Genomic DNA, 26724 nt, shown 5'->3' with positions numbered 1-26724 from the left:
CCCCACCCGGGTCACGGCCGCGCTCCTCGCTGCCCGCTCCCTCCTTCCGACCCCCACCAGGAGCAGATCACCATGACCGTGCACCCCGCAGAGCGCACCACGGACGCCTCCGCGATCCTGGAGCGCCAGCGCTCCCGCGAGTCCTCCGCCCGGACCTACGCCCGCACCTTCCCGATCGTCCCGGCCCGCGCCGAGGGCATGTGGGTCGAGGGCACCGACGGCCGCCGCTACCTCGACTGCCTGTCGGGCGCGGGCACCCTCGCCCTCGGCCACAACCACCCGGTGGTGCTGGAGGCCCTCCAGCGGACCCTGAGCAGCGGCGCCCCGCTGCACGTGCTCGACCTGGCGACGCCGGAGAAGGACCGCTTCACCGACGCCCTGTTCGCCACCCTGCCCAGCGGCTTCGCCGACAAGGCCCGCGTCCACTTCTGCGGCCCCGCCGGAACCGACGCCGTCGAGGCCGCGTTCAAACTGATGCAGACCGCCACCGGCCGCCGTGGACTCCTCGCCTTCAGCGGCGCCTACCACGGCATGACCTCCGCCGCCCTCGCCGCCTCCGGCGGGGTCACCACCAAGACCCCGGTGCCCGGCATCGCCGCCGACATCACCCGGCTGCCCTACCCGTACTCCTACCGCTGCCCGTTCGGGGTCGGCGGCGAGGCGGGGGCCCGGCTCTCCACCACCTACACCGAGCGGCTCCTCGACGACCCCAACGGCGGTGTCGTCCCGCCCGCCGCGATGATCCTGGAAGCCGTCCAGGGCGAGGGTGGCGCCGTCCCCGCGCCCGACGCGTGGCTGCGCGAGATGCGCCGGATCACCGCCCAGCGCGACATCCCGCTCATCGTCGACGAGGTGCAGACCGGCGTCGGCCGCACCGGCGCCTTCTGGGCCGTGGAGCACAGCGGGATCGTCCCCGACGCCATGGTGATGTCGAAGGCGATCGGCGGCAGCCTCCCCCTCGCCGTCCTCGTCTACCACGAGGACTACGACGGCTGGCTGCCCGGCGCCCACACCGGCACCTTCCGGGGCAACACCCTCGCCATGGCGGCGGGCGCGGCGACCCTGGAGTACGTCACCGAGCAGGGCCTGACCGAGCGCGCCGCCACCGTCGGCGCCCGGATCAAGGACCGGCTCACCGCGCTGCGCTCCGAACTCCCCGCGATCGGCGACGTCCGGGGCCGCGGCCTGATGATCGGCGTCGAGCTGGTCGACCCCGACGGCGAGCCCGACGCCGCCGGTTCCCTCCCGGTCGCCCCGAAGACCGCCGTCCAGGTCCGCACCGCCTGCCTGGAGCGCGGGCTCATCGTCGAACTGGGCGGCCGCTTCGACGCGACCGTCCGGCTGCTGCCGCCCCTGATCATCTCCGACGAGCAGGTCGAGGCCGTCCTGGACCGCCTCACCGACGCCATCGCCACCGTCACCGCGCTGCGCACCCCGGGAGCCTCGGCATGACCCACGACCTCACCCTCGCCCCCGGGGCCCCGGGCGGCCTCGTCACGGAATCCGAACCGGAGCCGCTCCGGGCCGTCCCCTCGCCCCCGGCCCCGGCGGCCCCCGACGACGGCCCCGGCCACCCGCACCCCACCGCCCTGTCCGGCGGCACCGGCGGCCCCGAGGCACTGGAGCCGCTGCTGCGCACGGTGCTGACGGCCCTCGCCCGGGGCGCCGCGCACCGCGCCGGACCGCTGCCCCAGGGCACCCCGCCCGCCCTGGCCGCCCAGGTCGCCCGGGCGTTCGCCACCGCCGAGGGCGAGGAGGCCCTCGGGCTGCTCACCGAGACCCTCGCGCACGGCACCGCCGACCCCGCCGACCCGCGCTGCGCCGCCCATCTGCACTGCCCGCCGCTGGCCGTCGCGGTCGCCGCCGACTTCGCGGTCTCCGCGCTCAACCCCTCCCAGGACTCCTGGGACCAGGCGCCCGCCGCCACCGCCCTGGAGACCGAACTCATCGCCGAACTGGCCGCGTTGGTCGGCTACGACCCGGCCGCCTCCTCCGGGGTGCTCACCTCCGGCGGCACCGAGTCCAACCTGATGGGCCTGATGCTCGCCCGGGACCGGGTCCTCGGCAAGGCGGCCGACCGCCAGATCGAGCGGGCGGGCGTCCCCGGCGGCCTCCGGCCCCGGATCTTCGCCTCCGCCGCCGCCCACTTCTCGGTGGCCCGCTCGGCGGCCCTGCTCGGCCTCGGCGAGGACGCCGTCATCGCCGTCCCCGTCGACCACGAACTGCGGATGCGGCCCGAGGCCCTCGCCGAGGCCCTCGCCGCCAGCGCCGCCCGGGGCGAGGTCCCGCTCGCCGTCGTCGCCACCGCCGGGACCACCGACACCGGCGCCGTCGACCCGCTGCGCCGCTGCGCCGACCTCGCGGCGGAACACGGCGCCTGGCTCCACGTCGACGCCGCCTACGGCGGCGGCGCCCTGCTGTCGGACCGGCTCGCCCCGCTCCTCGACGGGATCGCCCGCGCCGACTCCGTCTCCCTCGACTGGCACAAACTGGGCTGGCAGCCCGTCGCCGCCGGGGTCTTCCTCGTCCGCGACGCCGACACCTACGCCTCCCTCGCCCGCAGCGCCGTCTACCTCAACCCCCGCGACGACGAGGAGGCCGGATACCCCAGCCTGCTCGGCCTCTCGCTGCGCACCACCCGCCGCGCCGACGCCTTCTCCCTCGCCGTCACCCTGCGCACCCTGGGCCGCGCCGGACTCGGCGCCCTCGTCGACGACTGCCACGCCCTCGCCCTGCACGGCGCCTCCGAGGTCCGCGCCGAACCCCGGCTGGAACTCCACGCCGAACCCGTCCTCACCGCCTTCCTCTTCCGCTACCTGCCCGAGGCCGCCGACCCGGAGCGCGCCGACGAGCTCAACGCCCGGCTGCGCCGGCGGCTGCTGCGCGAGGGCCGGGCCGTCGTGGGCCGCACCGAACTGCCCGGCGAGGGCCCCGGCCGGGTCCGCCTCAAGCTGACCCTGCTCAACCCGCACACCACCCCCGGGGACGTCACCGCCCTGCTCGCGGCCGTCGTCGAGGCCGGACGTGCCGAGGAGGAGGGCCGGTGACCGCGCCCGAACACCCCCTCGGCCCCGACCCGCTGGACCACCCCGACCCGCTGCGGGCGGGCGACTCCGCCGCCACCGAGAGCCTGGTCCGCGCCTACGTCCGGGAGACCGGGACCGAGGTGCCCGCCGCCGGGGACCTCGTCCTCGGCCTCCCCGTCAGCGGCCTCACCCTCTCGGTGCCGGTGCGCCACCGGTCCACCACCGGCTGGCACCGCTTCGGCGTCCCCCGGGTCGGCACCGGCCCGGACGGCCCCGACGCGGACGCCTCCCTGGTCGCCGCCGCCCTGATCCGGGAGACCACCATCGGCCGGGGCATCGCCCCCCACCACGGCGGCGACGCGGCCGGACGGGTCCTCAACTCCGCCCGCCGCACCGCCACCCACCTCGCCCGGCGGCGCGCCGAACCCGCCGGGGACGGCCCGGCCGGGGACGGGTACGTCCCGTTCCTCGACGCCGAGCAGGCGCTGCTGCTGGGGCACCCGTTCCACCCCGCCCCCAAGAGCCGCGAAGAAGCGTCGGACGCCGAACTCGACGCCTACTCGCCCGAACTGCGCGGCTCCTTCCCGCTCCACTGGTTCGCCGCCCACCCCGACGCCGTCCTCGGCGACAGCGCCGACCGCCGCACCGTGCGGGAACTGCTCGCCCCGCTCGCGGCCGGACTCGACGTCCCCGACGGCTGGACGGCCGTCCCCGCGCACCCCTGGCAGGCCCGGGACGTCGCCAACCGCCCCGAGGTCGCCGCGCTGCTCGACGCCGGACTGCTGCGCCCGCTCGGCCCGGCGGGCCCCGCCTGGTACCCGACCTCCTCGGTGCGCACCGTCTACCGGCCGGACGCCGAGGTGATGCTGAAGCTCTCCCTCGGCATGCGGATCACCAACTCCCGTCGCAACAACCTGCGTTCCGAGATGCGCCTCGGGGTGCGGGCCAGCCAGCTGCTGGCCGCCGGGCCCGGCGACTGGCTGCGCGCCGAGCACCCCGAGTTCGGCGTGCTCCGGGAGTTCGCCTGGATCTCGGTGGGCACCGACCCCGACGGGCCGGAGACCGGCCTGGAGACCGCGCTGCGCGACAACCCCTTCCCCGGCACCGGCGGCCCCGAGGGACTCTGCGTCGCCGGACTCCTCGCCGAACGCACCGGCCCCGGCGACGGCACCCCGCCCCGCCACCGCGCGCTGCTCTGCGCCGCGGTGGAACGCGCCGCCCGCGCCCTGGGCGTCTCCCGCGCCGAGGCGTCCGCCCACTGGGTCGAGCGCTACCTCGCGGTGCTCGCCGTCCCGCTGATCCGGCTGCACGCCCGCTACGGCATCGCCCTGGAGCCCCACCACCAGAACGTCCTGGTCACCCTGGACGCCGACGGCCTGCCGTGCGCCGGCTGGTACCGCGACAGCCAGGGCTACTACCTGGCCGCCTCCCGCACCGCCGACGTCGAACGGCTGCTGCCCGGCGCCACCGACGGGGTGGAACTCGTCTTCGACGACGCGTTCGTCGACGAGCGGGTCGCCTACTACCTCGGCATCAACAACCTCCTCGGGCTGGTCGGCGCGTTCGGCGCGCTGGGCCTCGCCGACGAGGGCGCCCTGCTGGGCGTGGTGCGCGCGGTCCTGGAACGGCTGCGGGCCACCGAACCCGCCGCCAAGGGCCTGCTGGACCTGCTGCTGGACGCCCCCGTGCTGCGCTGCAAGGGCAACTACCTGACCTGCGTGGACGGCCTCGACGAACTCGTCGGCGACGTCCAGACCCAGTCCGTCTACATCGATCTCCCCAACCCCCTCACGGAGGCCCAGCGGTGACCGCCCCCACGCCCACCGAGCACGACGCGCCCTACGACCTCCTCGGGGTCGGCATCGGCCCGTTCAACCTGTCCCTGGCGGCGCTCGCGGACCCGGTCCCCGGCTTCCGGACCCTCTTCCTCGACTCCCGGCCCGGCTTCTCCTGGCACCCCGGGATGCTGATGACGGGCACCACCCTCCAGGTGCCCTTCCTCGCCGACCTGGTCACCATGGCCGACCCCACCAGCCAGTGGTCGTACCTCAACTACCTGCGCCACCACGACCGGATGTTCCGGTTCTTCTTCTCCGAGCGGTTCCACATACCGCGCCGCGAGTACGACGACTACTGCCGCTGGGTCGCCGAGCGCCTGCCCTCCTGCCGCTTCGGCGCCGAGGTCGTCGCCCTGGAATGGGACGAGCGCGCCGACGCCTTCGCGGTGGTGTACCGCTCCGAGGGCACCGAGACCCGGGTGCTGGCCCGCCAGGTCGTCCTCGGCGTGGGCACCGACCCCCAGGTCCCCGAGGCGCTGCGCCCCCTGCTGGGCGGCGAGCACGCCGGGCGGATCATGCACAGCGCCGACTTCCGCACCCACCGCGACGCGCTGGCCGCCCTCGACGACGTCACGGTCGTCGGCTCGGGCCAGTCCGGCGCCGAGGTCGCCCTCGACCTGCTGCGCCAGCAGGACGGCGACGGCCTCGGCGGCCCGTTCGTCCGCTGGCTCGCCCGGACCACGGCGTTCGCCCCCATGGAGTACTCCAAGCTCGGCCTGGAGCAGTTCACCCCGGACTACATCCGCTACTTCCGGGGGCTGCCCGAGCCCACCCGGGAGCGGCTGGTCGCCGAACAGTGGCAGCTCTACAAGGGCGTCAGCGGCGACACCCTCGGCGAGATCTACGACGAGCTGTACGAGCGCACCATCGGCGGCGGCGACCCCCGGGCCTCGCTGCACCCGGCCGTGGAGGTCGTGGCGGCCGAGGCGGCGGCCGACGGCTACGTCCTGACCTGCCGCGCCCGCCAGCAGGAGGAGACCTTCGAGGTGCGCACCCGCGCGGTGGTCTCCGCCACCGGCTACGCCGCCTCCCGGCCCGCCTTCCTCAAGCCGCTCGCCGACCTCGTCGACTGGGACGAGCGCGGCCGCTACCGGATCGACGGGGACTACCGGGTCGCCCTCGACCCCCGGATCAGCGGCACCCTCTACGTCCAGAACGCCGAACTGCACACCCACGGCGTGGGCGCCCCGGACCTCACCCTCGGGGCCTGGCGCTCCTCGGTGATCCTCAACGCCGCGGCCGGCCGCACCGTGCTGCCGATGGCCGACCGCCAGGCGTACACCACCTTCGGCGCCCCGCAGGGCGGCCCGGGGGACTCCACCGGCGGTCCACGGTGACCGTCACGGACCGCGCGCCCGGCACGGGGCGGCAGGCCAGGTCGGTGCTGCTGGCCGTCATCGGCCTGCACCTCGTCGCCGAGACCGCGCTGACCCCGTTCCTGCCCCAGCTGTTCGAGCGGCTCTACGAGATCGACGATCCGCAGGCGACCGGTGTCTACATCTGGATCTGCCGGATCGTCGGACTGGCCGCGCTGCCGCTGTGGGGCCTCGCCGCCCGGCGGTGGGCCCTGCACCGGCTGGTGCTGGTCGGGCTCTGCGGCTCCGCCGTCTTCGACCTGCTGCTCGGCATGGCCCCCAGCTACACCGCCTACACCGTGCTGTCCACCCTGGTGGTCGCCACCAACAGCGCCCTGCTGCTGGCCTACCCGGCGTTCATCGCGGAGCACGGCGCCGACGACGGGGACGGCGGCGGCAGCGCGGACGGCGAGCGGCGGCGACTGGCCGGGGTGTGCACCCTGGTCGTCGTCTTCCACCTCTCCGTGGTGGTGTCCACCCTGGTCGGCGCCGGGGTCCTGGCCCTGCCCAACCCCCGGTTCGGCATCTCCGCGTTCGCCGTGATCGATCTGCTGCTGGCCGCCTGGACCTACCGCATCCTGGGCCGCCGGGCGACCGGCCGGACCGTCCCCCCGGAGGCCCTGGACCGGGGCGCAGAGCCGCGCGCCACCGCCCCGGGCCGTCCGGCCGGGGACCGCCGCACCTGGCTCACCGTGCTGGCCTTCGCGGCCCTGATCGGCGTCACCTTCGACTTCTCCGTCAACGTGGCGCGGCCCTTCTTCACCGAGTTCGCCGAGGACCTCGGCAGCGGCTCGGCCGGTGCCGCGCTGCTCTTCTTCCTGCCGAGCGTGTCGGCGCTGGCCGTGCTGCCGCTGGTGCGGCGCTGCCACGTCCGGTTGGGGGAGCGGCTGCTGCCCGCCGCGCTCGCGGTGGGCACGGCCGGACTCCTGTGGTCCTGGCTCGCCGACTCCCTCCCCTCCCTGGTCGGCGGACGGCTGCTGTACGGCGTCGGCCTCGGCCTCGGACAGGTCGCCGTGGAACTGTGGGTGTTCCGCGCCACCGGCACCGAGGGCCCCATGTACACCGCGGTGGAGACCGTCCGCAACGCCGGACTGCTGGCCGCCCCGCTGGCCGCGGCCGCCGCCGTCTCCCACGACCTGGCGCTGCCGCTGATGGTCGCCGCCGCCGTCCAGCTGGTCGCGGTGCTCTTGTCCCTGCGCCGTTCGCGCGCGACGATCCCCACGGCACCCCGGGTGTCCGCCGCCGGGCCCGTCCCCCCTGTCCCCGATCCCGCCGGGTCCGTGCTCCGCGCCCCCGACCCCGCCGGAACCGTCCCCCGGGTCCCCGACTCGCCCGAGTCCGTCCTCCGCGCCCCCGACCCCGCCGTCACGGCCCCCGCCCGAACCAAGGAGAACACCGTATGAACAGCGCAGTCCGCGACGCCTGGGACGAGGCGGGCCGCCGCTTGCTCACCAAGGCCGTGGAGGAACTCGCCTACGAGGAACTGCTCGTTCCCGTCCCCGACCCGTCGGTGGGCGGCCCCGACGCCTACCGGCTGGACTTCGCCGAGGGCGTCCACTGGACCTTCCGCGCCGCCCGGGGCACCTTCGCCACCTGGCGGCTGGTCCCCGGCACCCTGCGCCGCCACCCCGCGCTCCCCGGCGACGTCCCGCCCGGCCCCGAGCACCTGCTGCTCGACGCCCGCCCCGGCCTCGGCTGGGACGGCCCCACCACCGCCGAGGTGCTGCGCGAACTCACCGCCACCCGCCGCGCCGAGGCCCAGCTGATCTCCCGCGCGCTGCCCGCCGCCGCCCTGGCCGACCTGAACCACCTGGACCTGGAGGCCCACCAGGACGGCCACCCCTGCATGCTGCTCAACAAGGGCCGCCTCGGGTTCTCCGCCTCCGACGCCGCCGCCTACGCCCCGGAGTCCGCGGGCGCCGTCCGGCTGCGCTGGGCGGCGGTCCACCGCGACCTCGCCGCCTACGCGGGCGTTCCCGGCCTGGACTCGGCGACCCTCCTCGCCGAGGAACTGGACGAGGAGACCCGGACCGCGTTCGCGGCGACCCTGGCCGCGGCCCTCGGCCCGGACGGCGACCCCGGGGACTACCACTGGCTGCCGGTGCACCCCTTCCACTGGGACGAGGCCGTCGAGACGCTGTTCGCCCCCTACCTGGCGGACGGCCGGATCGTCGCGCTCGGCGAGGGCCCGGACCGCTACCGCCCCCTCCAGTCGATCCGCACCCTGGCCAACCTGGACCACCCGCTGCGCCGCAACGTCAAGGTGCCGCTGCTGATCCGCAACACCCTGGTGTGGCGCGGCCTCTCGCCCCGCCCCACCGAGGCCGCCCCCGACGTCAGCGCCTGGCTGCACGCCGTCCGCGACGCCGACCCCTACCTCCGCGACGAACTCCGCTTCCACCCGCTGGGCGAGGTGGCGGGCGTCGCCGTCAACCACCCGCTGTACGAGTCGGTCGACGACGCCCCCTACCGCTACCACGAGCTGCTCGGCGCGGTGTGGCGGGAGCCCGTCACCGGACTGCTGCGCGAGGGCGAGCGGGCCCGCACCATGGCCTCCCTGCTGAAGGTCGGCTCCGACGGCCGGGCGCTCGCCGCGGAGCTGGTGGAGCGCTCGGGGCTCTCCGCCCATGCCTGGCTGGAACGATTCTTCGCGGCCCTGCTCCCCGGTCTGCTGCACTACCTCTACCGCTACGGGGTCGCCTACTGCCCGCACGGGGAGAACACCGTCGTCCTCTACGACGCCCGGGACACCCCGATCGGCATCGCCGTCAAGGACTTCGCCGAGGACGTCAACCTGCTCCCCGGCGACCACCCCGAGTACGCGGACCTGTCCCCGCGCGCCGACGCGCTGCTGCTGCGCTGGCCCGCCGGCGAACTCGCCCACTCCCTGCTGAGCGCGGTGTTCGCCGGACACTTCCGGTTCTTCGCCCCGCTCGCCGCCGACCACCTCGGCGTGCCCGAGGACACCTTCTGGGCGCTGGTCCGCGCCGAGATCGAGCGCTACCACGCCCGCTTCCCCGAACTGGCCGACCGGTTCGAGGACTTCGGACTGTTCGCCCCGGAGTTCGACCGGGTGGCCCTCAACCGCGAGCAGCTGCTCGGCGGCGGCTTCCACGACCGCTCCGAGAAGGACGAGGGCTTCGACGTCGTCCACGGCACCCTCCGCAACCCCCTCGCCCACCCCGCGGCCCCCCAGGAGCGGATATGACCACCGACACCCCCTACGAGCGGCTGCGCGCCGAGGCGGCGGCCGGACGCGTCGAGGAGGTCGTCCTCGGCGTCCCCGACCTCCAGGGCCGCCTCCAGGGCACCCGGATGTCCGTGCCGTACTTCCTGGACGACGTCGCCGGGGAGGGCGCGGGCGCCTGCGTCTACCTGCTTTCCACCGACGTCGAGATGGACACCCGCGAGGGCTACGCCATCGACGCCTGGGGCGCCGGGTTCGGCGACTTCGTCCTCCAGCCCGACCCCGCCACGCTCCGCGTCCTGCCCTGGGACGAGGGCACCGCCCTGGTCCTGGCCGACGCGGTGTGGCCGGGCGGCGCCCCGGTCGAGGTGGCCCCCCGCCATGTGCTGCGCACCCAGCTCGACCGGCTCGCCGCCCGGGGCCTGACCGCCTTCGCCGGGACCGAGCTGGAGTTCCTGGTCTTCGAGTCGACCTACCGCCAGGCGTGGGACCAGCGCTACGCCGGACTGCGCCCCGCCACCGCCTACAACGTCGACTACTCCCTCCAGGGCCTCGCCGGACTCGAACCGCTGGTGCGCCGCATCCGCCGGGAGATGGTCCGCGCCGGACTCACCATGGAGACCGCGCGCGGCGAGTGCCACCCGGGCCAGTACGAGATCGTCTTCCGCTACGACGAGGCGATGACCACCTGCGACAACCACGTCCTCTTCAAGTACGGCGCCAAGCGGATCGCGGAGCAGGAGGGCCTCGCCCTCACCTTCATGCCGAAGTTCGACGAGGGGGAGGGCAACTCCTGCCACATCCACCTCTCGCTGCGCGGCACGGACGGCTCGGCGGTCCTCGCCGACCCGGACGGCGAGGACGGCATGTCGGACCTGATGCGGCACTTCGTCGCCGGACAGCTCGCCTGTCTGCCCGACTTCGCGCTGCTGATGGCCCCGAACGTCAACTCGTACAAGCGGCTCCAGCCCGGGGCCTTCGCCCCCACCGGCATCGCCTGGGGCCGGGACAACCGCACCTGCCCGATCCGGGTGGTGGGCGCGGGCCACTCGCTGCGCATCGAGCACCGGGTGCCCGGCGGGGACGCCAACCCGTACCTGGCGGTCGCGGCGGCCGTCGCGGCGGGCCTGTACGGCATCGAGAACGAGCTGGAGCCCCCGGCCCCGCACGCCGCCAACGCGCTCGCGGACCCGTCGGTGACCCGGCTGCCCACCACGCTCACCGAGGCGCTGCACCGCTGGGAGAACAGCGAGCTGGCCACGAAGGTGTTCGGCCCGTCCGTGGTGAGCCACTACGCCCAGGCGGCCCGCACCGAACTGGCCGCGTTCGAGACCGCGGTCACCGACTGGGAGCGGGTCCGGGGCTTCGAACGGATGTGACCGCGCGGCCGGACCCGGGTCCCTGCCGGACCCGGGTCCCCCGTCGTGCCCGGGCCGCTGCGGCCCGGGCACGACGGGAGACCCGACCGCCGTCCGGCACGACGACGAGGGCCCGCCAGGAAACCGTCCCTGGCGGGCCCTCGTCGTCGTGCCGGACGGGCACGGACGCTACGAAAGCTACGACAGACGCTCGCTCATCTGGTCGAGGATCTGACCGGCGCCGGTGTAACCGATGCCGAGCATCCACAGGTTGTCGTCGACCTTGAAGGTCTTGCCCTTCTTCACCGCGTCCAGCTTCTTCCACAGCGGACCGCCGGTGATGGAGGTCTCCTTGGCCTTCGCAGGGTCGCCGTAGGTGGAGTAGAAGATGACGTCCGAGTCGGCCTCGTTGATGCGCTCGGGGCTGACGTCGAGGGAGAAGCCGGTCTTGTCGACGTTGCCGGGACGGCCGACCTTGAGGTCCTTCAGGATGCTGCCGACGAACGTGTCGTTCATGTACAGGCGGGTGTCGGCGCCCTCCAGGAAGCGGACGAAGCCGACCTCCGTCCCGGCGGCCTTGGCGGCGCCGCCGAGGGCCTCGGTCACCTCGGTGATCGACTTCTCGTAGTCGGCGACGACCTTGGCGGCCTCGTCCTTCTTGCCGAGGACGTCGGCGTGCAGGTCGAAGTTCTTGCGCCAGTCGGGACCGGTGGTCTCGGTGAAGACGGTCGCGGCGATCTTCGTCAGCTCGTCGTAGTTCTTCTCGTCGCGCGCCTTGCTGCTGATGATCAGGTCGGGCTTGAGGCCCGCGATGGCCTCCAGGTTGGGCTCGGAGATGAGCCCGACCTTCTTGACGCCCTTCAGCTTGTCCTCGGGCAGGTACGTGGACAGCGGCGCACCGCCCTCGGCGGTGACGGCGCCCACGGGGGTCACCCCGAGGGTCACGGCGGAGTCGAGGGCGTCGGTGTCGAGGACGACCACCCGCTTGGGCTCTGCGGGGACCTTCACCTCGCCCATGGCGGTGGCCACGGCGCGCTTCTTCTCGCCACCGGACTCCTTCTTGGACTTCTCCTCGTCGGAGCCGCAGCCGGAAAGGGCGAGCGCGGCCACGGCGGCGAGGGCCGCCGCACGGTGGATGCGAGTGGTCGACATGGGTGGAAACGCCTTTCCTGACAGGGTCACTGACCCGACAATCCTTAAGTAAGGTAAAGCTCACCTTAGTACGGTTGGTCGGGTGCTGACGGCCATCACGCCAACTCGTTACCGTCCTGGGGGTGATCGGTGACCCGGGACGGGGCCGGACGGCGGCACCGGGCTGGGCGTGGGGTCCACGGTGACGGTGGTGCCGTCGGGATTCCGCCCGAAGGCCGCCCGGAGCACCACGGGGAGGTCCGCCCCGGGGACCGGACCACGGACCTCCGCCAGGACGCGGCGGAAGGCGTCGTCCCCGGCCCCGTGCGGACCCTGGTGACCGGTGTGAGCCACTGACCGACGGAACGCCTCCCCGGCACGCTGACGCCGGGCTGGTTTCCGGCCCTGGGCGGAGTGGGGCGAAGCCGTCGGAGGGCCTTGCCGTGCGCCACCTGCGAGCCGGTGTCCGGGACGCCCGCGCCGATCCTGGGCGAGGGGCTGCGGAATCGGCCGTCCGGAGGTCGGGGCCGCTCGAAGGGGAAGGCGATGGGGGAAGGGTGATGGGGCGGCGAGGGCGGGTGGCCCGGCGGAGCACGCTTGGCGGGAGCGGACGCGAGCGTCGCCCCATGGTGCGCTTCCGGCCATTCTGTCGCGTCTGTGACTCCCCTCACTGGAGCCCTGGTGATCTCCGTTTATGTTCATCGAGCCCCACCGGCCAAGACCGACCAGAAGTCATGCGCATGTCCCTCGCCAAGAAGCACGTAGCGGCCGTCGGCCTCGTCACGCCCCTGCCGCTGTCTGCCCCCGTCGCCGCCGCTGACGGGTGCTCCGGCTGCCGTCTGTCCTTCTCCCCCGCGACGTCCGGCTGCACGGAGGGCGGCAACGCTGGCGCCCGGCTCGGGTCGCGCCAACGGCTTCGTGGCCGCCGAGAACCGGTCGGGACCGGCCGCCGGACCGGACGGGCCGGAAGGCAGGCCGGGAACCGGACGGCAGACCGGACGAACTGACAGGAAACCGTGTCCGCAGAGAGTCACACCACCGCAACCGGCGGCTCGCCGACCGCGACCGTCGAGGGGGCCACGGTCCGATACCGGACCGTGGTCGCCCTCGACGGCGTCCACGCGGAGTTCCACCCCGGCACCACCGCCCTGCTCGGGCCCAACGGCGCGGGCAAGACCACCCTGCTCTCGCTGCTGAGCACGGCCCGGCAGCCGGACGAGGGGGCGGTGACCCTGCTCGGCACGCCCGTCCACGGACGGGCCGGAGTGCGCGGAGTGCGCGAGCACATCGGCGTACTGCCGCAGTCCTTCGGCTACTACCCGCGCTACACCGTGCGGGAGTTCACCGAGTACGCGGCCTGGCTGCGCCGGGTGCCGCGCGCGGTGCGGGCCGAGCGGGTGCGCGAGGCGCTGGACCTGGTGGAGCTGGAGCGGTACGCGGACCGGCGGATGGGCGCCCTGTCCGGCGGAATGCTGCGCCGGGCGGGGATCGCCCAGGCGGTGGTCAACCGCCCGGCCCTGGTCCTGCTGGACGAACCCACTGTGGGCCTCGACCCGGTGCAACGGATCGGATTCCGCACCCTGATCCGGACCCTGGGGGAGCGCTCCGCCGTGGTGATGAGCACGCATCTCGCGGAGGACGCGGCGCAGGTCTGCGACCGCATCCACGTCATGCTGGAGGGCCGGATGAGGTTCACGGGGACGGCTGCCGAACTGTGCGCCAGGGCCGGAGGCCATGACGGGACGACGCTGGACGGCTCGGCGGTGGAATCCGGTTACCTGGCCGTGGTGGAGCGTGACGGGGTGTCGGCATGAGGCGTGTGCTGCTCACCGAAATGCGGCGCGGCGAGGCGGGGAAGGTCGCGCTGCTGTCGGGCGTGGCCGGTGTCTGGTACCTGCTTTCCGCGGACGCGGCGACCAGCGACTGGATCGGCTGGTGGAACCAGACGAGCATCAAGGTCCAGGTCTTCGGGGTCATCGTGATGGGCTCGCTGATGAGCGCCGCCGCGGCGTGGACCGCGGGTCGCGCCCGGCGGACGCGGGCGGACGCCTGGACCGACACCACACCCCGTGGCGGCTGGCCGCGGGCGGCCGCCTGGACGTGGTCGCTGCTGGTGTACGCGGTGATGACCCTCGTCGCCTTCCAGCGCACGGCGGCGGTCAGTGAGGTCACCGCGCCGGTGTGGAGTCCGCTGGTGCTGGGCGCCGCGATGACCGGGCTCCAGATCGCGGCGGGTGTCTGCGCGGGCACCTTGCTGCCGTCCCGGATCACCGCACCGGCCATCGGGGTGCTGTGGTACTTGGTGTTCGTCGTCTTCGCCTTCCTCCCGGGCATCTCCCTGGCACGGCTGTTCCCGGCGATCGACGAGCACTGGGACACCACGTTCCAGCCGCACACGGGCCGTCTGCTGACCGCGACCCTGTGGTGCGGCGCGGCGGCGCTCGTCCTGTTGGCGCTGCCCGCGCTGGTGCGGCACGTGCCACTCCCGCCGGGGCCGCTCGTCGCCGTACCGGCCGTGCTGGCGGTGGTGGCCGGCGGGACGCTGCTGGCCTTCCGCGCTCCGGTGTCCGAACCGTTCTGGGCGGTACGAGCCGACCAGCCCGCCGAGCCGGAGTGCGTGACGGAGGGCCGTGTCCGTGCCTGTCTGTGGCCGGACGACCGGCATCTGCTGCCCCAAGCACGTGAGGCGGCCCGGGCCGTGGACCGCGCGGTCGGCCCGCTGCCGGGGTTCCGCCGCGACTTCCACCAGACCGGGCTACGGCTGACCGGCCCGGACAGCGTCGAACTCCCGGTGTACCGGCCGGTCCTGGACTCGGGCGTGATGACCGAGGCCATGCTGGGCGCCGCCCTCCCGCCACGGCCGCCGGGGTGCGCGCCGAACGTCCTCCCGGAGATCGGGGGCTATCCCGACGCCTTCCTGGTGGAGGCCGTGGTCAACTCCCGCGCGAAGACGCCCGCGCCGTACTACGGGGACAAGTTCACCAAGGTCCTGGAGCGGGTTCTCGCCGCGCCGACCGCCGACCAGGACCGCTGGCTGTCCGCCGCCGCCGATGCCCTCGCGGTGTGCCGGCCCGTCCCCGCACCGCCCCGGTGACCCCCGCCCTCGCCTTCGCCCGCGGTCGCGACCTGCCCCGCGCGGCCGCCGTCGCGCTGGTGACCGCCCTGGCCACCGCCGTGTTCGCCGGGACCCGGGTCGAGATCCCGGACTTCCGCCACCTGGTCGACTACGGCATCCCGGTGGCGGCGGTCGTGCCGGTGGCCCACGCCGTCGTCCTGGGCAGCACGCTCCACTCGCCCATGGCCGACCTGGAGCACACCGCCGCCCAGCCCATGGCCCTCTTCCGACGCCTGCACCTGCTCGCGCTCACCCTGCTGGCAGCCGCGCTCTCCGCGCTGCCGGTCCTCTTCGGGCTGCCCGCCGACGTGGCCGCCGCCTCGGTCCGCAACGCGGTCGGCTATCTGGGCCTGGCCGGGATCAGCGCACGGTTCTTCGGCAGCGGCCTGGCCTGGCTGCTGCCGCTGGGCACCTTCGGCCCCACCCTGCTGCTCGGCGTGGCACAGGACAACACCCCGGAGTGGTGGGCGTGGTCGATCCACGCCCCCTCCGCCCCGGGCCCCCTGACGATCGCCGCCCTCCTATGGCTCACCGCCTTCCTCCTGCCGCCCGCCCCGCCCCGAACGGACGACCGCGCGGAGGCGTAGCACCGGACGTCTCTGCGGAAGTACGGCACCAGGCCCGCGACGAGCACCAGCGGAACGTGCCCCACCCGGGCCGACGGCGCCTGTACGCCCAAGGCACCCCTTGGGCAAGTGCTGGCTGATATCGGGGCGCGACAACGGCCGATGTCGCCCATCCGTGGGGCACCAAAATGGCCCGTCTACCTACTCGAGTGGGAAGCACCATCCCTCCGGACGTGATGCCAGTGCGGCGATCGGTTCACCCCCACCCGCGTGGGAAGCACGCGCGCTGCGTGGCGACGTCGTCCTCGGCCGCCGGTTCACCCCCACCCGCGTGGGAAGCACAGCTCCGGCGCCGAGGGCACCGCCCCCGTCCACGGTTCACCCCCACCCGCGTGGGAAGCACACCCAACAAGGAGAAAGCACCATGGAGTTCGACGGTTCACCCCCACCCGCGTGGGAAGCACGCCGCCGCGTCGCCACGCACTCCCCGGGGTGGCGGTTCACCCCCACCCGCGTGGGAAGCACGACCAAGTCCCCGGCGAGCGCCGGGTCGGCGCCGGTTCACCCCCACCCGCGTGGGAAGCACATGTCGGTGTAGCCGACCCGGGACGGCAGCGGCGGTTCACCCCCACCCGCGTCCACGGTTCACCCCCACCCGCGTGGGAAGCACTCACATGGCCGCCCGTCTTCGCAGGATGGCGGCGGTTCACCCCCACCCGCGTGGGAAGCACGCGCGGGGCGCTTCCCCCGCTCCGGGCGGGGGCGGTTCACCCCCACCCGCGTGGGAAGCACACGACTTCCTGGTCCATCCGGTAGGCGGTGTTCGGTTCACCCCCACCCGCGTGGGAAGCACGACGGCGGCCAGGACCCGCAGGACGGCGAGGTCGGTTCACCCCCACCCGCGTGGGAAGCACTCGCTGGCGCCCGGCGGCAGGATGACCGTGATCGGTTCACCCCCACCCGCGTGGGAAGCACTTCGCGGAGCTCCCCTCCGGGCACACCGGCCACGGTTCACCCCCACCCGCGTGGGAAGCACTCGGGCTCCTGCGGGTGGGGCGGGGGTTGTCTCGGTTCACCCCCACCCGCGTGGGAAGCACCCTTCCTGACCTGCGACTTCAGAGGGGCTTTGCCATCTGTTGGCCATCGCCCTTCCTCATCGCGGTCCATGATGTCAGACCCCTGTGCTGGAGTAGCCGGTCTGGCGGCGCACCCGAGGCGGTGCGCGGGGATGGGGGTACGGCGTGATCGACGCTCGGCTGCTGGGCAAGTCTCACGGGCTTGAGGAGCCGTATCCCCTGATGGGACATCTGCTGGATACCGCGATGGTCGCGGGGGCGGTGTGGGGGGAGGTTCTCACGGCGCCGCAGCGCGCCCAGATCGCCGCCGCATTGCGGGTGGAGGTGGAGGCGGCCAAGAGGATTGTGATGTTCTGGGCTGGCCTGCACGACTTGGGGAAGATCATTCCTCAATTCCAGAGGATGCTGGTTCGGGACAGGCCGGAATGCGGGGGCTTCCTCAAAGAGCCGACGTACACCGGTGGTGAGGGTCAGGCTCGGTTGCGGCATGAGGTGGCGACGAACCAGGCGCTGCCCCAGCTGCTGGACGAACTGGGGTACCCGATCGCCGGGCCGCTGGGCCGGTCGCTGGTTTCGCAGGTTGCGCAACTGTTGGGCGGCCATCATGGGCGGTATCCGCGAGGTGCCGAGGAGAAGGCGCTCAAGAAGCCGCTGAGCGTCTGTCCTGAACTGGGCGGCGACGGTTGGGACGTTCAGCGGCGCGAGCACCTGCGGGCACTCCAAGAGGTGCTGGAATTCCCGGAGGTTCCCCTCGGTGGCTCCGGGCGGCTCGGACCGGGGCGTGGGATGCCGCTCGCCCTGGCGGTGGTGGTCGCGGGACTGGTGATCGTGTCCGATTGGCTCGCCAGCCAGGAGCACGTCGTCATCGCACAGCAGAGGGTGCTCGGCCCCGGTCCGGAGCGCCTCGGGACGCCAGCGGCGTTACGGGCCCACGCCGAGCGGGCACGTGCCATGGCGCCCGGGTTGGTGTCCGCGGCGGGGCTCGGGCGGGCGGTGTTCCGGGAGGGACCGTTCACGGCCCTGTTCCCGGAGATCAGGAGCGCGTTTCCGCTGCAGGCGAGCCTTGAAGCTGACTTCCCCGCCGCGGTGGGGGCTGGCAGCGGCCCGGGTGTCCTGTTGGTGACCGCACCACCGGGTGAGGGGAAGACGGAGGCCGCGCTGTACGCGGCGACGGTCGCGGCAGCGAGGTTCGGGAGCGGCGGCCTGTTCTTCGCGCTGCCGACGCAGGCGACGGCGAACCAGATGTACGAGCGGGTGGCGCGTTTCGCCCGCCGGAACCTGCTGGACCCGGCGCAGTTGACGCTGCTGCACGGCGCGGCGGATCTGTACGAGGGGTACGCGGAGCCGGACGGGGAGCGCGGCGCGGACGGCGTGGAGCCGCGTGTGCTGTCCGATGAGGGCGAGGGCGGACGGAGCGGGGTTTCCGTGACGGCGTCGCGGTGGCTGCGGATGCGCGGGCGGGGCCTTTTGGCACCGATCGCGGTGGGGACGGTGGACCAGGCGCTGCTGGGCGTTCTGCCGGTGAAGCGGAACGCGCTGAGGCATCTGGGGCTGTCGGGCAAGACGGTCGTCATCGACGAGGCCCACGCGTTCGACGCCTTCACCCATGCGCTGCTGTTGCGCTTGCTGACGTGGCTGGGCGCGATGCGCGTTCCGGTGGTGCTGCTGTCGGCGACGGTGACGGGGCGGACTGCCACGGGTCTGGTGGAGGCGTATCTGGAGGGTGCGGGACGGCGCGGAAAGGGCAGGTACGTGCTGCCCGCAGCCGTGTATCCGGGGTGGCTGTACGCGTATGCCGAGCGGGTGACCGGGCCGACCGAACCGGTGGGGAGCGTGCGCTCACGGAGCTTGGACGTGGCGGTGCGGCGGGTGGTCCATACGTACGATGCGGCGGTCGCGGACGGTCGGCTGGCGGCGCTGACCGCCGAACTGCGCGGAGTGGTGGAGCAAGGCGGTTGCGCGGCGGTGATCTGCACGACCGTGGCCGAGGCGCAGAAGACCTACCAGGCGCTGCGCGAGCATTTCGACACCGTGCTGGGGCCGGGGTGGGCGGGCTGGGACGACCGTGACCCGGGTACGGGGGAGGCGGGCTCCGGCGAGGGCCCGAGCGCGGTGCGGCTCAGGCTCCTGCACGCGCGTTTCCCGGGGGCCCGCAGAACCGCGATCACGGCGGAGGCGGAGAGCTGGTTCGGACGGTTCGGCCGCGAAGGGGTGGAGCGGCCCCGAGGCGCGGTTCTGGTGTCCACGCAGGTCATCGAGCAGTCACTCGACTTCGATTTCGACCTGATCGTCTCCGACCTCGCCCCGATGGCGTTGCTGCTGCAGCGTGCCGGTCGGGTGTGGCGTCACACGGAGCCCGCTCCGCCCCGCCCGGAGTGGTGTGCCGGGCCCCGACTGGCCGTCCTCGCTCCGGTGGGCGACGACGGGGAACTCCGCCCGCCGACCGCCTGGGGGGACGTGTACTCCCCGTCGCTGCTCCAACGGACCCTGGAACTCCTGGAACGTCACCACGACGGGGTGCCCGTGGAGGTCCCCGAGGGGGTTCAGCGGCTGGTGGACGGGGTGTACGACGACGAGTTCGACTCCGGGGACCCCGAGACGCTGATGCGACGCGACATCGAGCGCAGGGGTGCGGAGCTGGCGGCGGAGGGGCTGGCGTCGATGGTGATGCTGCCCAAGCCCGCCAAAGACACGGACGGGCTGTTCCCGTTGACGACCAGTGACGCCGACGAGGATCTGATCGCCACCCGGCTGGGAGCGGAGACGGTGCGGCTGCTGCCGGTGTTCGACCGGGGTGACGGGGTCCGATGGCTCGATGAACAGTGCACTGTTCCGTTGCCGGTCCGTGGCGGACGCGGGGACGGCCGGTTCACGCGCGAGGAGGTACGCGGACTGTTGGGGTACGTGGTGCCGTGCGCGTACGGCCCCTGGATGAAGGCGCGTACACCGGCGAACGAGGTTCCGGCCTCCTGGGCGGAGGAGCCGCGCCTCGCCCGGCTGGTCCTGTTGCCTCACCAGATCCTGGCCGCGCCGCACACAGGCGCCCAAGGGCAGCAACTGGGTGACCGGTTGCTGTCCATGTCACACACGCTTGGCCTCGTCATGGACAGAAGCGAAAGCTAGGAGCTCAAACTTCAACCTTCTCCATGCAACGGATGCGGGCTCTTCGGGATTTCCTCTATGGTCATTTTTCGGACGGGTAGAAGCGGTCTCCGTAACCAACGGGGAGTGCCCTGCCTGCCGACTCCACTTTGTGGTGCTTCCTTCCAGCAGCCAGCTGGGAGGAAGCACCACAGGAAGGAGAGGTGCACAGTCGACTGCTGACCAGCCTGGCTGCGACTTCAAGAGTCGCCGTCTAGCTGTTCGTAAGAACCCCCGTTCACACGGGAAGCAGGAGCGGTCTGCGCTGGCAGCCCAATCCTCAACCGGTCCACCTCCACTCACGTGGAGAACCCTGCTTCCCCCGTCGAGGAGGTCGTCACGGGACATCAGGACGATGAGAGCAGAGCGACCAACTCTCCATAATCCATGGTCTAGTGCTCCGCATCTCCGATTTTCTCCATTCCGCAGGAGAATCTTCTCTTCCGTCTAGCCTGATGAGTCGATCCGGCTTCGGCCGCTGACGTCGTCGTATCCCGCCCCCTCCACCCCCGAGGTGTCCTCTGCCGTGTCCGCTTCCTTAGCCGGCGGTGACCCGTTCTGCCTGATCACCCGCCCGTGGATCCCCGTCCGGACGCTGCGCGGGGAATCGTCCGTGGTCGGTCTGCGTGAACTCTTCGCGGAGGCCCACCGAATCGAGGGGCTGGCGGTGGCGCTACCGCCCGCGGCGTCCGGACTGCTGCGCGTCCTATGTGCCATGGCCGCCCGCATCACCGGCCTCCACCGGGATCCGGCCGACCTCGACAGCGGGGACGACGAGGACAGCGAGGACACCGACGAGGAGCCGTATGACTGGTCGGACCTGCGCTACGTCGCGCTGCGGCGCGCGGATCAGGGCTTCGACCCCTCAGCGGTGGACTCCTACCTGAGCGCCCACCGGGAACGCCTCCGCCTCCACTGCCCCGAGCGACCCTTCCTCCAGGACCCGAGGCTCGCCGGACAGTGCCCGTCCCGTTCCGGGGTCAACAAGCTGGTGATGGCCCGTCCGGCTGGGAACAACCAAGTGTTCTTCGGCCATTTCCACGATGGCGAACAGGTCGCGCTTCCGTCGGCGGAGGCCGCTCTCCACCTCATCGCCCAGCTGTACTACGGCCCTTCGGGACAGTGCACCCCGCGTGTGGTGGACGGCCAGCGGTTCGGCAACACCCGGTCGGGTCCGCTGCGGCGGACGATGTCGTACCACCCGGTGGGGCGGTCGCTGTACGAGTCGCTGGTGCTCGGGATCCCCACCCCGGGAGCCTGGCCGCAGCACTCCAGCCGGGGCCCGGACGCCTGCCCCTGGGAGCGGGACGAGCTCCCCGACCCGATGGGCGTACCCGCCGGTCCCGTGGGTCCGCTGTCCGCGCTGACCGAGCGGTACCAGCACGCCGTGCTGCTGCACCCGGGCCCGGACGGGGAGACGGTGGTGGACGCGACCATCACCTGGGCCTTCCGGGAGAACCGCCCGGACCACAAGGACCCCTATCTGATCTGGGACGAGACCAAAGAGGGAACGCTCCGCGCCCGCGACGCCGAGGCGGAGCGCTCGCTCTGGCGTGACCTGGACGCCCTCGTCCTGAAGGAACGCGTCGGAAACGGGAACGGCCGGGCCGGGCGCCGCCCCGCGATCCTCGACGGACTGGCCGGTGCGGTGATCCCGGCAGAGGTCTTCGATTCCCTCCGGGTCTTCGCGTACGGATTCGACCAGGACGGGCAGACCCGTGACCGCACCTACTTCAGCGGCTCGACCCCACCCCTCCTCGCGCTCCTGGAAGAGTCGGACGAGCCGGACGGCATCAGGCTCGCCCTGGGTGTGCGGGACGGCCGGGACGCGGCGGAGAAGGCGGCCTGGCGACTGGAAGCGGCACTGCGGAACGCCTGGCGGGAGTACTCCACCCCGTTCGGCGGGGATTCGCCCGACAAGAAGAAGCGAGGCGCGAGCGGGCCGTGGTCCCGTACCGCGGCCGCGACGTACTGGCCCGCCGCGGAAGCCCGGTTCTGGGAATCCTTCCACGCGCGCGACTTCTCGGACGCGCGGCCCGTCTTCGCGCGGCTCGCGATCGACGTCTACGACGAGGTGACACTGCCCGTCGCCGGGACGCCGCGCGGGGCGAAGGCACGGGAGAACGCACGAGGACTCCTCACGAGTCTCCTCCACGACCCCGCCCAAGGGACGCCTTCCCCGTAGCGAACGGACCGCCGCCCCGGCCGGGTACCCGTGCGCGTGGACGGAGAGGCCCGGCACCTCGCGCCCGCCCCGGGGGCCTTCGACGGCCTTCCCACGGCATCGGCGGCCGCATCACGACGAAAGACGGGAAACGCCTTGAGTACACCCATCACCAGCCCGGTTCCGTCCGGGGACGTCTCCCCGGCGGAACGGCACTCCTCCCTGGAAGAACACGACGCCTTCGTCGAAGCGGTGGCGGCCGAGTGCCGGATCCCCGGGTCCCAGCAGGCACTGCGGCGCGCCCTGGGCAAACCGGTGAACGACGTCCCGACCCGTACGCACGCCGTCCTGCTGCGCGGCGGGATCCTCCCGGACACCGCGCGTGGCGAGGCCCGGCGGGCGCACTACGCGGTGGCGGCGCTGATCGCGGACCTTCCCCGGACCGAACTCCAGGGTGGCCGACGGCCCACGGCGCCGGTCGATCCGGACGACCGGGAGGGGGCCGACGGCCCGCCCCAGCCGTCCCCCGGGTTGTTCCACCCCGGCGGAACGAGCCTCGGCGAGACCCTGGCGAGGGCCGCGGCCCTCCGGAACCCGGACGTCGTGACGCGTGATCCCGGTGCGGAAGCCGCCAGGGTCACCGGACTTGAGGCCCGGCTCCACCTCATGGTCCGTCAAGACCTCGACGGTCTGCACCGGATGCTTCCCGGAGTGCTCCGCCAGATCGGTCCGGCCACCGTCCCGGTCGACTACGCGTGTCTCCTCAGGGACCTCCTCGCATGGCGCTGGCGCCGCGACGCGGTCGCGACGCGCTGGCTCACGGACCACTACCGCACGATCAACCGCGAACGCGCCGCCTGGAAGGCCCGTAAGAGCCGTCCGCAATAGGCCCGGCCGGCTCCGGCCGTCCGGCTGAGCCCCGACCCTCCACACCCACGGACCAAGACCACTTCTCGGTACCGCACCAGCCACGGAGAAAGCCCTCTTCCATGACCCTGCCCCGCACGCCGCGTTTCCTCGACATCCACATCCTCCAGACCCTCCCGTACAGCAACGTCAACCGGGACGACCTCGGCTCGCCGAAGACCATGACGTTCGGAGGGACCAGCCGTACCCGGGTCTCCAGCCAGGCGTGGAAGCGTCCCACCCGGCAGGCCGTCGAGGAGGTGCTGGGCGAGGAGGCCGTCCGCACCCGGAGGCTTCCCCAGCAGGTCGCGAGCGCGCTGACGTCCGAACGGCGGGGCTGGCCGCAGGAACTCGCCGAACTCGCCGGGGCACAGGTGATCCGGTCCGCCGAGACGAAGCTCGCGCTGGAGAAGGGCGACCGGGCCACCACGTCCCTGCTCTTCCTGCCCGACAGCGCGGTCGAGGCGCTGGCGGATCTCGCCGAGGCACACCGTCCCGCGCTGGAGAAAGCACTCGGGAACAAGGCCGCCTCCGCGAAGGCCGTCCTGCCGAAGGAGGCCGTGCACGAGGTCCTGCGCTCGCGCAACGGGTCGATCGCACTCTTCGGCCGGATGCTCGCGGAGATCCCCGGCGCCGGTGTGGACGGCGCGGTGCAGGTCGCGCACGCGTTCACCACCCATGAGACTTCCGTCCAGGCGGACTTCTTCACCGCGGTCGACGACGCGGACGAGTGGGCCACCGACGCGGGCAGCGCCCATATGAACACGGGCGAGTTCAGCAGCGGCGTCTTCTACCGCTACGCCACGCTCGACCTGGACGCCCTCGCGGGCAACATCGCCGACCCGGACACGGCACGCACCCTGGCCCGGGCCTTCGTGTCCGCGTTCGTCCACTCCCTGCCGGGCGCGAAGAAGACCTCCACCGCACCGCACACCGTCCCGGACCTGGTCCACCTCGCCGTCCGGTCGGACCGTCCGCTGTCCCTGGCCGCCGCTTTCGAGAAGCCCGTGCGAGCCCGGGAAGCGGGCTGGGGAACCGTCTCCCGCACGGCGCTCGCCGACTACGCGGAACGGATCGGAAAACTCCTCGGTGACACCGGTCTGCTCTACGGCGGGCACGCGACGGTCGACGACGAGAAGCGCGACGGACTCGGACGACGGATCGACTCCTACCCGGCGCTCATCGACCAGGCCATCGCCGCCTCGTGGTCACGGAACGGCACGACGGCATGACCCCGCCCACCACCCTGAAGCCGCCCGTCGCCCCCACCGAGGCGACCAGCACCGTGGCCCGGGTCGCCGCGCCGCCCCTGACCGACCGCCGGGATCCGGGTTTCCTGCTCCAACTCGGCGGGCCCCTGCAGTCCTGGGGCGAGCACAGCGACTTCGCCGCCGACCGCGACACCGTCGCCCATCCCACCCGATCGGGTCTCATCGGCATGGTCGCCTCCGCACTCGGAATCCCGCGCGCCGAGGCGACCACGGCCGAGGGCTCCCGCTTCGCCCGACTGACCCGACTGCGTTTCACCATCCGCGTCGACCGTCCGGGAACCCGGCTGATCGACTTCCACACCATCGGCGGCGGACTGCCCCAGCACCGCACGGTGCCCACGGCCAAGGGCGCCCGACGCCCCGCCGAGGGCGCGACCATGCTCACCCACCGGCACTACCTCAGCGACGCCGTCTTCACCGTCGCCGTCACCGCGCCGGACAGTGACACCCCGGCCCTGCTCACCGACTGCGCCCGGGCGCTGGTCGCACCGCACTGGCCGCTGTACCTGGGCCGACGGTCCTGCCCGCCCGCTCCCCTCCTCGTCCTCCGCGCCGAAAGCCCCGATCCCGTCACCGAACTGCTGGCACTCCCGCTCGCCCGCCCGGCCCCCTCCCGCCACGCCGAAGAGACCACCGTCACCGTGCGCTTCACCGCGGACACACCGTTCGCCGAGGCACCGCACCCGGCCTCCCACCGGACGGCGGTCACCACGCTCAACGACGAACCCGTACGCCTCACCTCCAGGAACCGCGTCCACCACACCCGTCCCGCCTACGCCACCAGCCGCGACCTGCCCGCCGCGCTGTGCGGAGGTTACGGAACCGACTACCTCGACGCGCTGACTGGCCATCTCCACGAGCGTCCCGGAGGAACCACCCCATGACCACCACCGAACCGGCCACGGCGACCGCGTGGCTCACCCGGCTCGTCCTCAACCCGGCCCACCGGCAGATCCACTACGACCTCGGCGACGCCGCCGCGCTCCACCGCCGCGTCATGACCCTGGTGCCGGACGGGCTCGGAGACAGTCCCCGCGCCCGGGCCGGAGTCCTCTTCCGCGTCGAACCGGACGCCCCGCACCGCAGCACCGGCGCCCCCACCGCACCTGTCGTCCTCGTCCAGACCCAGGTCCCCCCGGACACCAGCCGCCTCCCCGGCGGCTACGCCGCCCAGACCCTGACCCGGGACATGCGGCCCATGCTCACGGCGCTCCGGCCCGGACTCCCGGTCCGCTACCGCATACTCGGCAACGCCGTACGGCGCTGCGGCCCCAACAGCACCGCGGGAAAGTGGAAACAGCTGATCCCCCTGCACGGCGCCGAAGCCGACCAGTGGTGGGCCGAACGCTCCCACACCTGCGGGCTCACCCTCCACACCACTCGTTCCGAGACCGCCGCTTCCATCAGCACGCGCCGGGACAAGACCATCCGTATCAACCGTGCCGCCGTCCTCTTCGAGGGAACGGCCACCGTCCGCGACCCCGAGGCGCTGCGCACCGCGCTGTTCCAGGGCGTCGGCCGCAGCAAGTCCTACGGCTGCGGGCTGCTGAGCCTCGCCCCTGCCGGTACCGGGAGGTGACCGCGATGCCGTCCGGCACCACCACTCCGACCGGCCCGCGGCCGTCCCCGTCCACTGCCAGGCGCAGGATCGCCACGCCGACGCTCGCCATGCTCCCGCGCATCGGCGACTCCCTGTCCTTCCTCTACGCCGACGTCGTCCGGATCGTCCAGGACGACACCGGTGTCTGCGCGGAAACCACCTCGGCCGACGGCGACGTCTCCCGCGTCTACCTCCCGACCTCCCTCGTCTCCTGCCTCCTCCTCGGTCCCGGAACCTCCATCACCCAGCCCGCCCTCACCACCTTCGCCCGCCACGGCACCACTGTGGTCTGCACCGGTTCGGGAGGCGTCCGCTGCTACTCCGCCACCACGCCCGACTCCCTGACCACCCGCTGGCTCGAACGCCAGGTGGGCCGGTGGGCGGACCCGGACAGCCGCCTCGAAGTCGCCCGGCGGATGTACCTCATGCGCTTCACCGGGAAGGTCTCTCCCGGGACACCCCTGAACACGCTCCGGGGCCTGGAAGGCCAACGGATGAAAGCCCTCTACAAACTCCTCGCCCAGCGACACGGAATCGGACGGTTCCGCCGCTCCTACGACCCCGACGCCTGGGATCAGCAGGACCCCGTCAACCTGGCCCTCTCCTCCGCCAACACCTGCCTCTACGGAATCGTCCACTCCGCCCTCGTGGCCCTCGGATGCTCACCCGCGCTCGGATTCGTCCACCAAGGCAAGCAACACGCCTTCGTCTACGACATCGCCGACCTCTACAAGGCCGAGCTGACCGTCCCCCTGGCCTTCTCCCTCCACGACTCCACCGATCCCGAACGCGACGCGCGCCGCGACTTCCGCCGGGACCTCCACCTCTTCAGACTCCTGCCCCGCATCGTGAACGACGTCCAGACGCTCCTCGCTCCCGAGGAGTCCGAGCCTCTGGAGGAGGGTCAGGAAGTGGAACTGGTCAACCTGTGGGACCCCGAGACGGGTTCCGTACCCGCGGGCACCAACTACGCGCCCAACGGGGACTGAC

18 protein-coding genes and 1 CRISPR repeat array are annotated in these 26724 nt (G+C 73.0%); of the genes, 17 read left to right on the top strand and 1 reads right to left on the bottom strand.

Annotated elements, in window-relative coordinates:
- The first annotated feature begins 72 nt into the window (after nt 1–72).
- From ACVWNX_RS06510 to ACVWNX_RS06480, 7 genes are read left to right on the top strand one after another with little or no spacing between them, the layout of a single operon-like run.
- The gene (locus ACVWNX_RS06510; protein WP_454412923.1) at nt 73–1452 is read left to right on the top strand and encodes a diaminobutyrate--2-oxoglutarate transaminase; all 1380 of its coding nucleotides are present in this window, start codon (nt 73–75) and stop codon (nt 1450–1452) included.
- Nucleotides 1449–3047 (top strand): pyridoxal phosphate-dependent decarboxylase family protein, encoded by a 1599-nt coding sequence (locus tag ACVWNX_RS06505; RefSeq protein ID WP_454412922.1) that lies wholly within the window; start codon nt 1449–1451, stop codon nt 3045–3047. The genes ACVWNX_RS06510 and ACVWNX_RS06505 overlap by 4 nt, the downstream gene beginning before the upstream one ends.
- Nucleotides 3044–4834 (top strand): IucA/IucC family protein, encoded by a 1791-nt coding sequence (locus ACVWNX_RS06500; protein ID WP_454412921.1) that lies wholly within the window; start codon nt 3044–3046, stop codon nt 4832–4834. The genes ACVWNX_RS06505 and ACVWNX_RS06500 overlap by 4 nt, the downstream gene beginning before the upstream one ends.
- Nucleotides 4831–6201 carry a lysine N(6)-hydroxylase/L-ornithine N(5)-oxygenase family protein gene (locus ACVWNX_RS06495; protein WP_454412920.1) on the top strand — a complete coding sequence of 457 codons (1371 nt, stop codon included), beginning with the start codon at nt 4831–4833 and terminating at the stop codon, nt 6199–6201. The genes ACVWNX_RS06500 and ACVWNX_RS06495 overlap by 4 nt, the downstream gene beginning before the upstream one ends.
- Nucleotides 6198–7622, top strand: a complete 1425-nt coding sequence (locus tag ACVWNX_RS06490; RefSeq protein WP_454412919.1) for a hypothetical protein — start codon at nt 6198–6200, stop codon at nt 7620–7622. The genes ACVWNX_RS06495 and ACVWNX_RS06490 overlap by 4 nt, the downstream gene beginning before the upstream one ends.
- Nucleotides 7619–9427, top strand: a complete 1809-nt coding sequence (locus ACVWNX_RS06485) for an IucA/IucC family protein (protein WP_454412918.1) — start codon at nt 7619–7621, stop codon at nt 9425–9427. The genes ACVWNX_RS06490 and ACVWNX_RS06485 overlap by 4 nt, the downstream gene beginning before the upstream one ends.
- On the top strand, nt 9424–10785 hold the full coding sequence (locus tag ACVWNX_RS06480) for a glutamine synthetase family protein (protein WP_454412917.1): 1362 nt from the start codon (nt 9424–9426) through the stop codon (nt 10783–10785). Before ACVWNX_RS06485 ends, ACVWNX_RS06480 begins: the two co-directional genes overlap by 4 nt.
- A gap of 177 nt (nt 10786–10962) precedes the next feature.
- Here ACVWNX_RS06480 and ACVWNX_RS06475 read toward each other — a convergent pair whose 3' ends face one another.
- Complete coding sequence (locus ACVWNX_RS06475; protein WP_454412916.1) at nt 10963–11916, bottom strand: ABC transporter substrate-binding protein; 954 nt, start codon at nt 11914–11916, stop codon at nt 10963–10965.
- A gap of 995 nt (nt 11917–12911) precedes the next feature.
- Between ACVWNX_RS06475 and ACVWNX_RS06470 the strand changes: the two genes are divergently transcribed.
- From ACVWNX_RS06470 to cas1e, 10 genes are all read left to right on the top strand, one after another.
- Complete coding sequence (locus tag ACVWNX_RS06470; protein WP_454412915.1) at nt 12912–13709, top strand: ATP-binding cassette domain-containing protein; 798 nt, start codon at nt 12912–12914, stop codon at nt 13707–13709.
- Nucleotides 13706–14989, top strand: a complete 1284-nt coding sequence (locus ACVWNX_RS06465) for a DUF7224 domain-containing protein (protein WP_454412914.1) — start codon at nt 13706–13708, stop codon at nt 14987–14989. Before ACVWNX_RS06470 ends, ACVWNX_RS06465 begins: the two co-directional genes overlap by 4 nt.
- Nucleotides 14959–15597, top strand: a complete 639-nt coding sequence (locus ACVWNX_RS06460) for a hypothetical protein (protein ID WP_454412913.1) — start codon at nt 14959–14961, stop codon at nt 15595–15597. The genes ACVWNX_RS06465 and ACVWNX_RS06460 overlap by 31 nt, the downstream gene beginning before the upstream one ends.
- 231 nt (nt 15598–15828) lie before the next feature.
- Nucleotides 15829–16673: direct repeats of the CRISPR family, unit length 29 nt; unit sequence CGGTTCACCCCCACCCGCGTGGGAAGCAC.
- Between the two features lie 144 nt (nt 16674–16817).
- Nucleotides 16818–19775, top strand: coding sequence for a CRISPR-associated endonuclease Cas3'' (locus tag ACVWNX_RS06455; RefSeq protein WP_454412912.1), 2958 nt, complete (start codon nt 16818–16820; stop codon nt 19773–19775).
- Nucleotides 19776–20319: 544 nt separating this feature from the next.
- Nucleotides 20320–21978, top strand: coding sequence for a type I-E CRISPR-associated protein Cse1/CasA (gene casA / locus ACVWNX_RS06450; RefSeq protein ID WP_454412911.1), 1659 nt, complete (start codon nt 20320–20322; stop codon nt 21976–21978).
- Nucleotides 21979–22113: 135 nt separating this feature from the next.
- The gene (casB, locus tag ACVWNX_RS06445; RefSeq protein WP_454412910.1) at nt 22114–22845 is read left to right on the top strand and encodes a type I-E CRISPR-associated protein Cse2/CasB; all 732 of its coding nucleotides are present in this window, start codon (nt 22114–22116) and stop codon (nt 22843–22845) included.
- Nucleotides 22846–22946: 101 nt separating this feature from the next.
- Nucleotides 22947–24095 (top strand): type I-E CRISPR-associated protein Cas7/Cse4/CasC, encoded by a 1149-nt coding sequence (gene cas7e, locus ACVWNX_RS06440; RefSeq protein ID WP_454412909.1) that lies wholly within the window; start codon nt 22947–22949, stop codon nt 24093–24095.
- Entirely contained in the window at nt 24092–25018 is a 927-nt protein-coding gene (cas5e, locus tag ACVWNX_RS06435) for a type I-E CRISPR-associated protein Cas5/CasD (protein WP_454412908.1), read from the top strand. Before cas7e ends, cas5e begins: the two co-directional genes overlap by 4 nt.
- On the top strand, nt 25015–25713 hold the full coding sequence (gene cas6e, locus ACVWNX_RS06430; RefSeq protein WP_454412907.1) for a type I-E CRISPR-associated protein Cas6/Cse3/CasE: 699 nt from the start codon (nt 25015–25017) through the stop codon (nt 25711–25713). Before cas5e ends, cas6e begins: the two co-directional genes overlap by 4 nt.
- 89 nt (nt 25714–25802) lie before the next feature.
- Nucleotides 25803–26723 carry a type I-E CRISPR-associated endonuclease Cas1e gene (gene cas1e, locus ACVWNX_RS06425; protein ID WP_454412906.1) on the top strand — a complete coding sequence of 307 codons (921 nt, stop codon included), beginning with the start codon at nt 25803–25805 and terminating at the stop codon, nt 26721–26723.
- Nucleotide 26724 lies beyond the last annotated feature (1 nt).

It is taken from the genome of Streptomyces sp. JNUCC 64 (assembly GCF_054484115.1).
This window is presented reverse-complemented; position numbering and strand designations above follow the sequence as displayed.

Excerpts from the sequence above, each read along its gene's own strand:
- cas1e (WP_454412906.1), top strand. The coding sequence starts at position 25,803 with ATGCTCCCGCGCATCGGCGACTCCCTGTCCTTCCTCTACGCCGACGTC.
- ACVWNX_RS06505 (WP_454412922.1), top strand. The coding sequence starts at position 1,449 with ATGACCCACGACCTCACCCTCGCCCCCGGGGCCCCGGGCGGCCTCGTC.
- ACVWNX_RS06480 (WP_454412917.1), top strand. The coding sequence starts at position 9,424 with ATGACCACCGACACCCCCTACGAGCGGCTGCGCGCCGAGGCGGCGGCC.
- ACVWNX_RS06465 (WP_454412914.1), top strand. The coding sequence starts at position 13,706 with ATGAGGCGTGTGCTGCTCACCGAAATGCGGCGCGGCGAGGCGGGGAAG.
- ACVWNX_RS06485 (WP_454412918.1), top strand. The coding sequence starts at position 7,619 with ATGAACAGCGCAGTCCGCGACGCCTGGGACGAGGCGGGCCGCCGCTTG.
- cas7e (WP_454412909.1), top strand. The coding sequence starts at position 22,947 with ATGACCCTGCCCCGCACGCCGCGTTTCCTCGACATCCACATCCTCCAG.
- cas5e (WP_454412908.1), top strand. The coding sequence starts at position 24,092 with ATGACCCCGCCCACCACCCTGAAGCCGCCCGTCGCCCCCACCGAGGCG.
- ACVWNX_RS06510 (WP_454412923.1), top strand. The coding sequence starts at position 73 with ATGACCGTGCACCCCGCAGAGCGCACCACGGACGCCTCCGCGATCCTG.
- ACVWNX_RS06475 (WP_454412916.1), bottom strand. The coding sequence starts at position 11,916 with ATGTCGACCACTCGCATCCACCGTGCGGCGGCCCTCGCCGCCGTGGCC.
- cas6e (WP_454412907.1), top strand. The coding sequence starts at position 25,015 with ATGACCACCACCGAACCGGCCACGGCGACCGCGTGGCTCACCCGGCTC.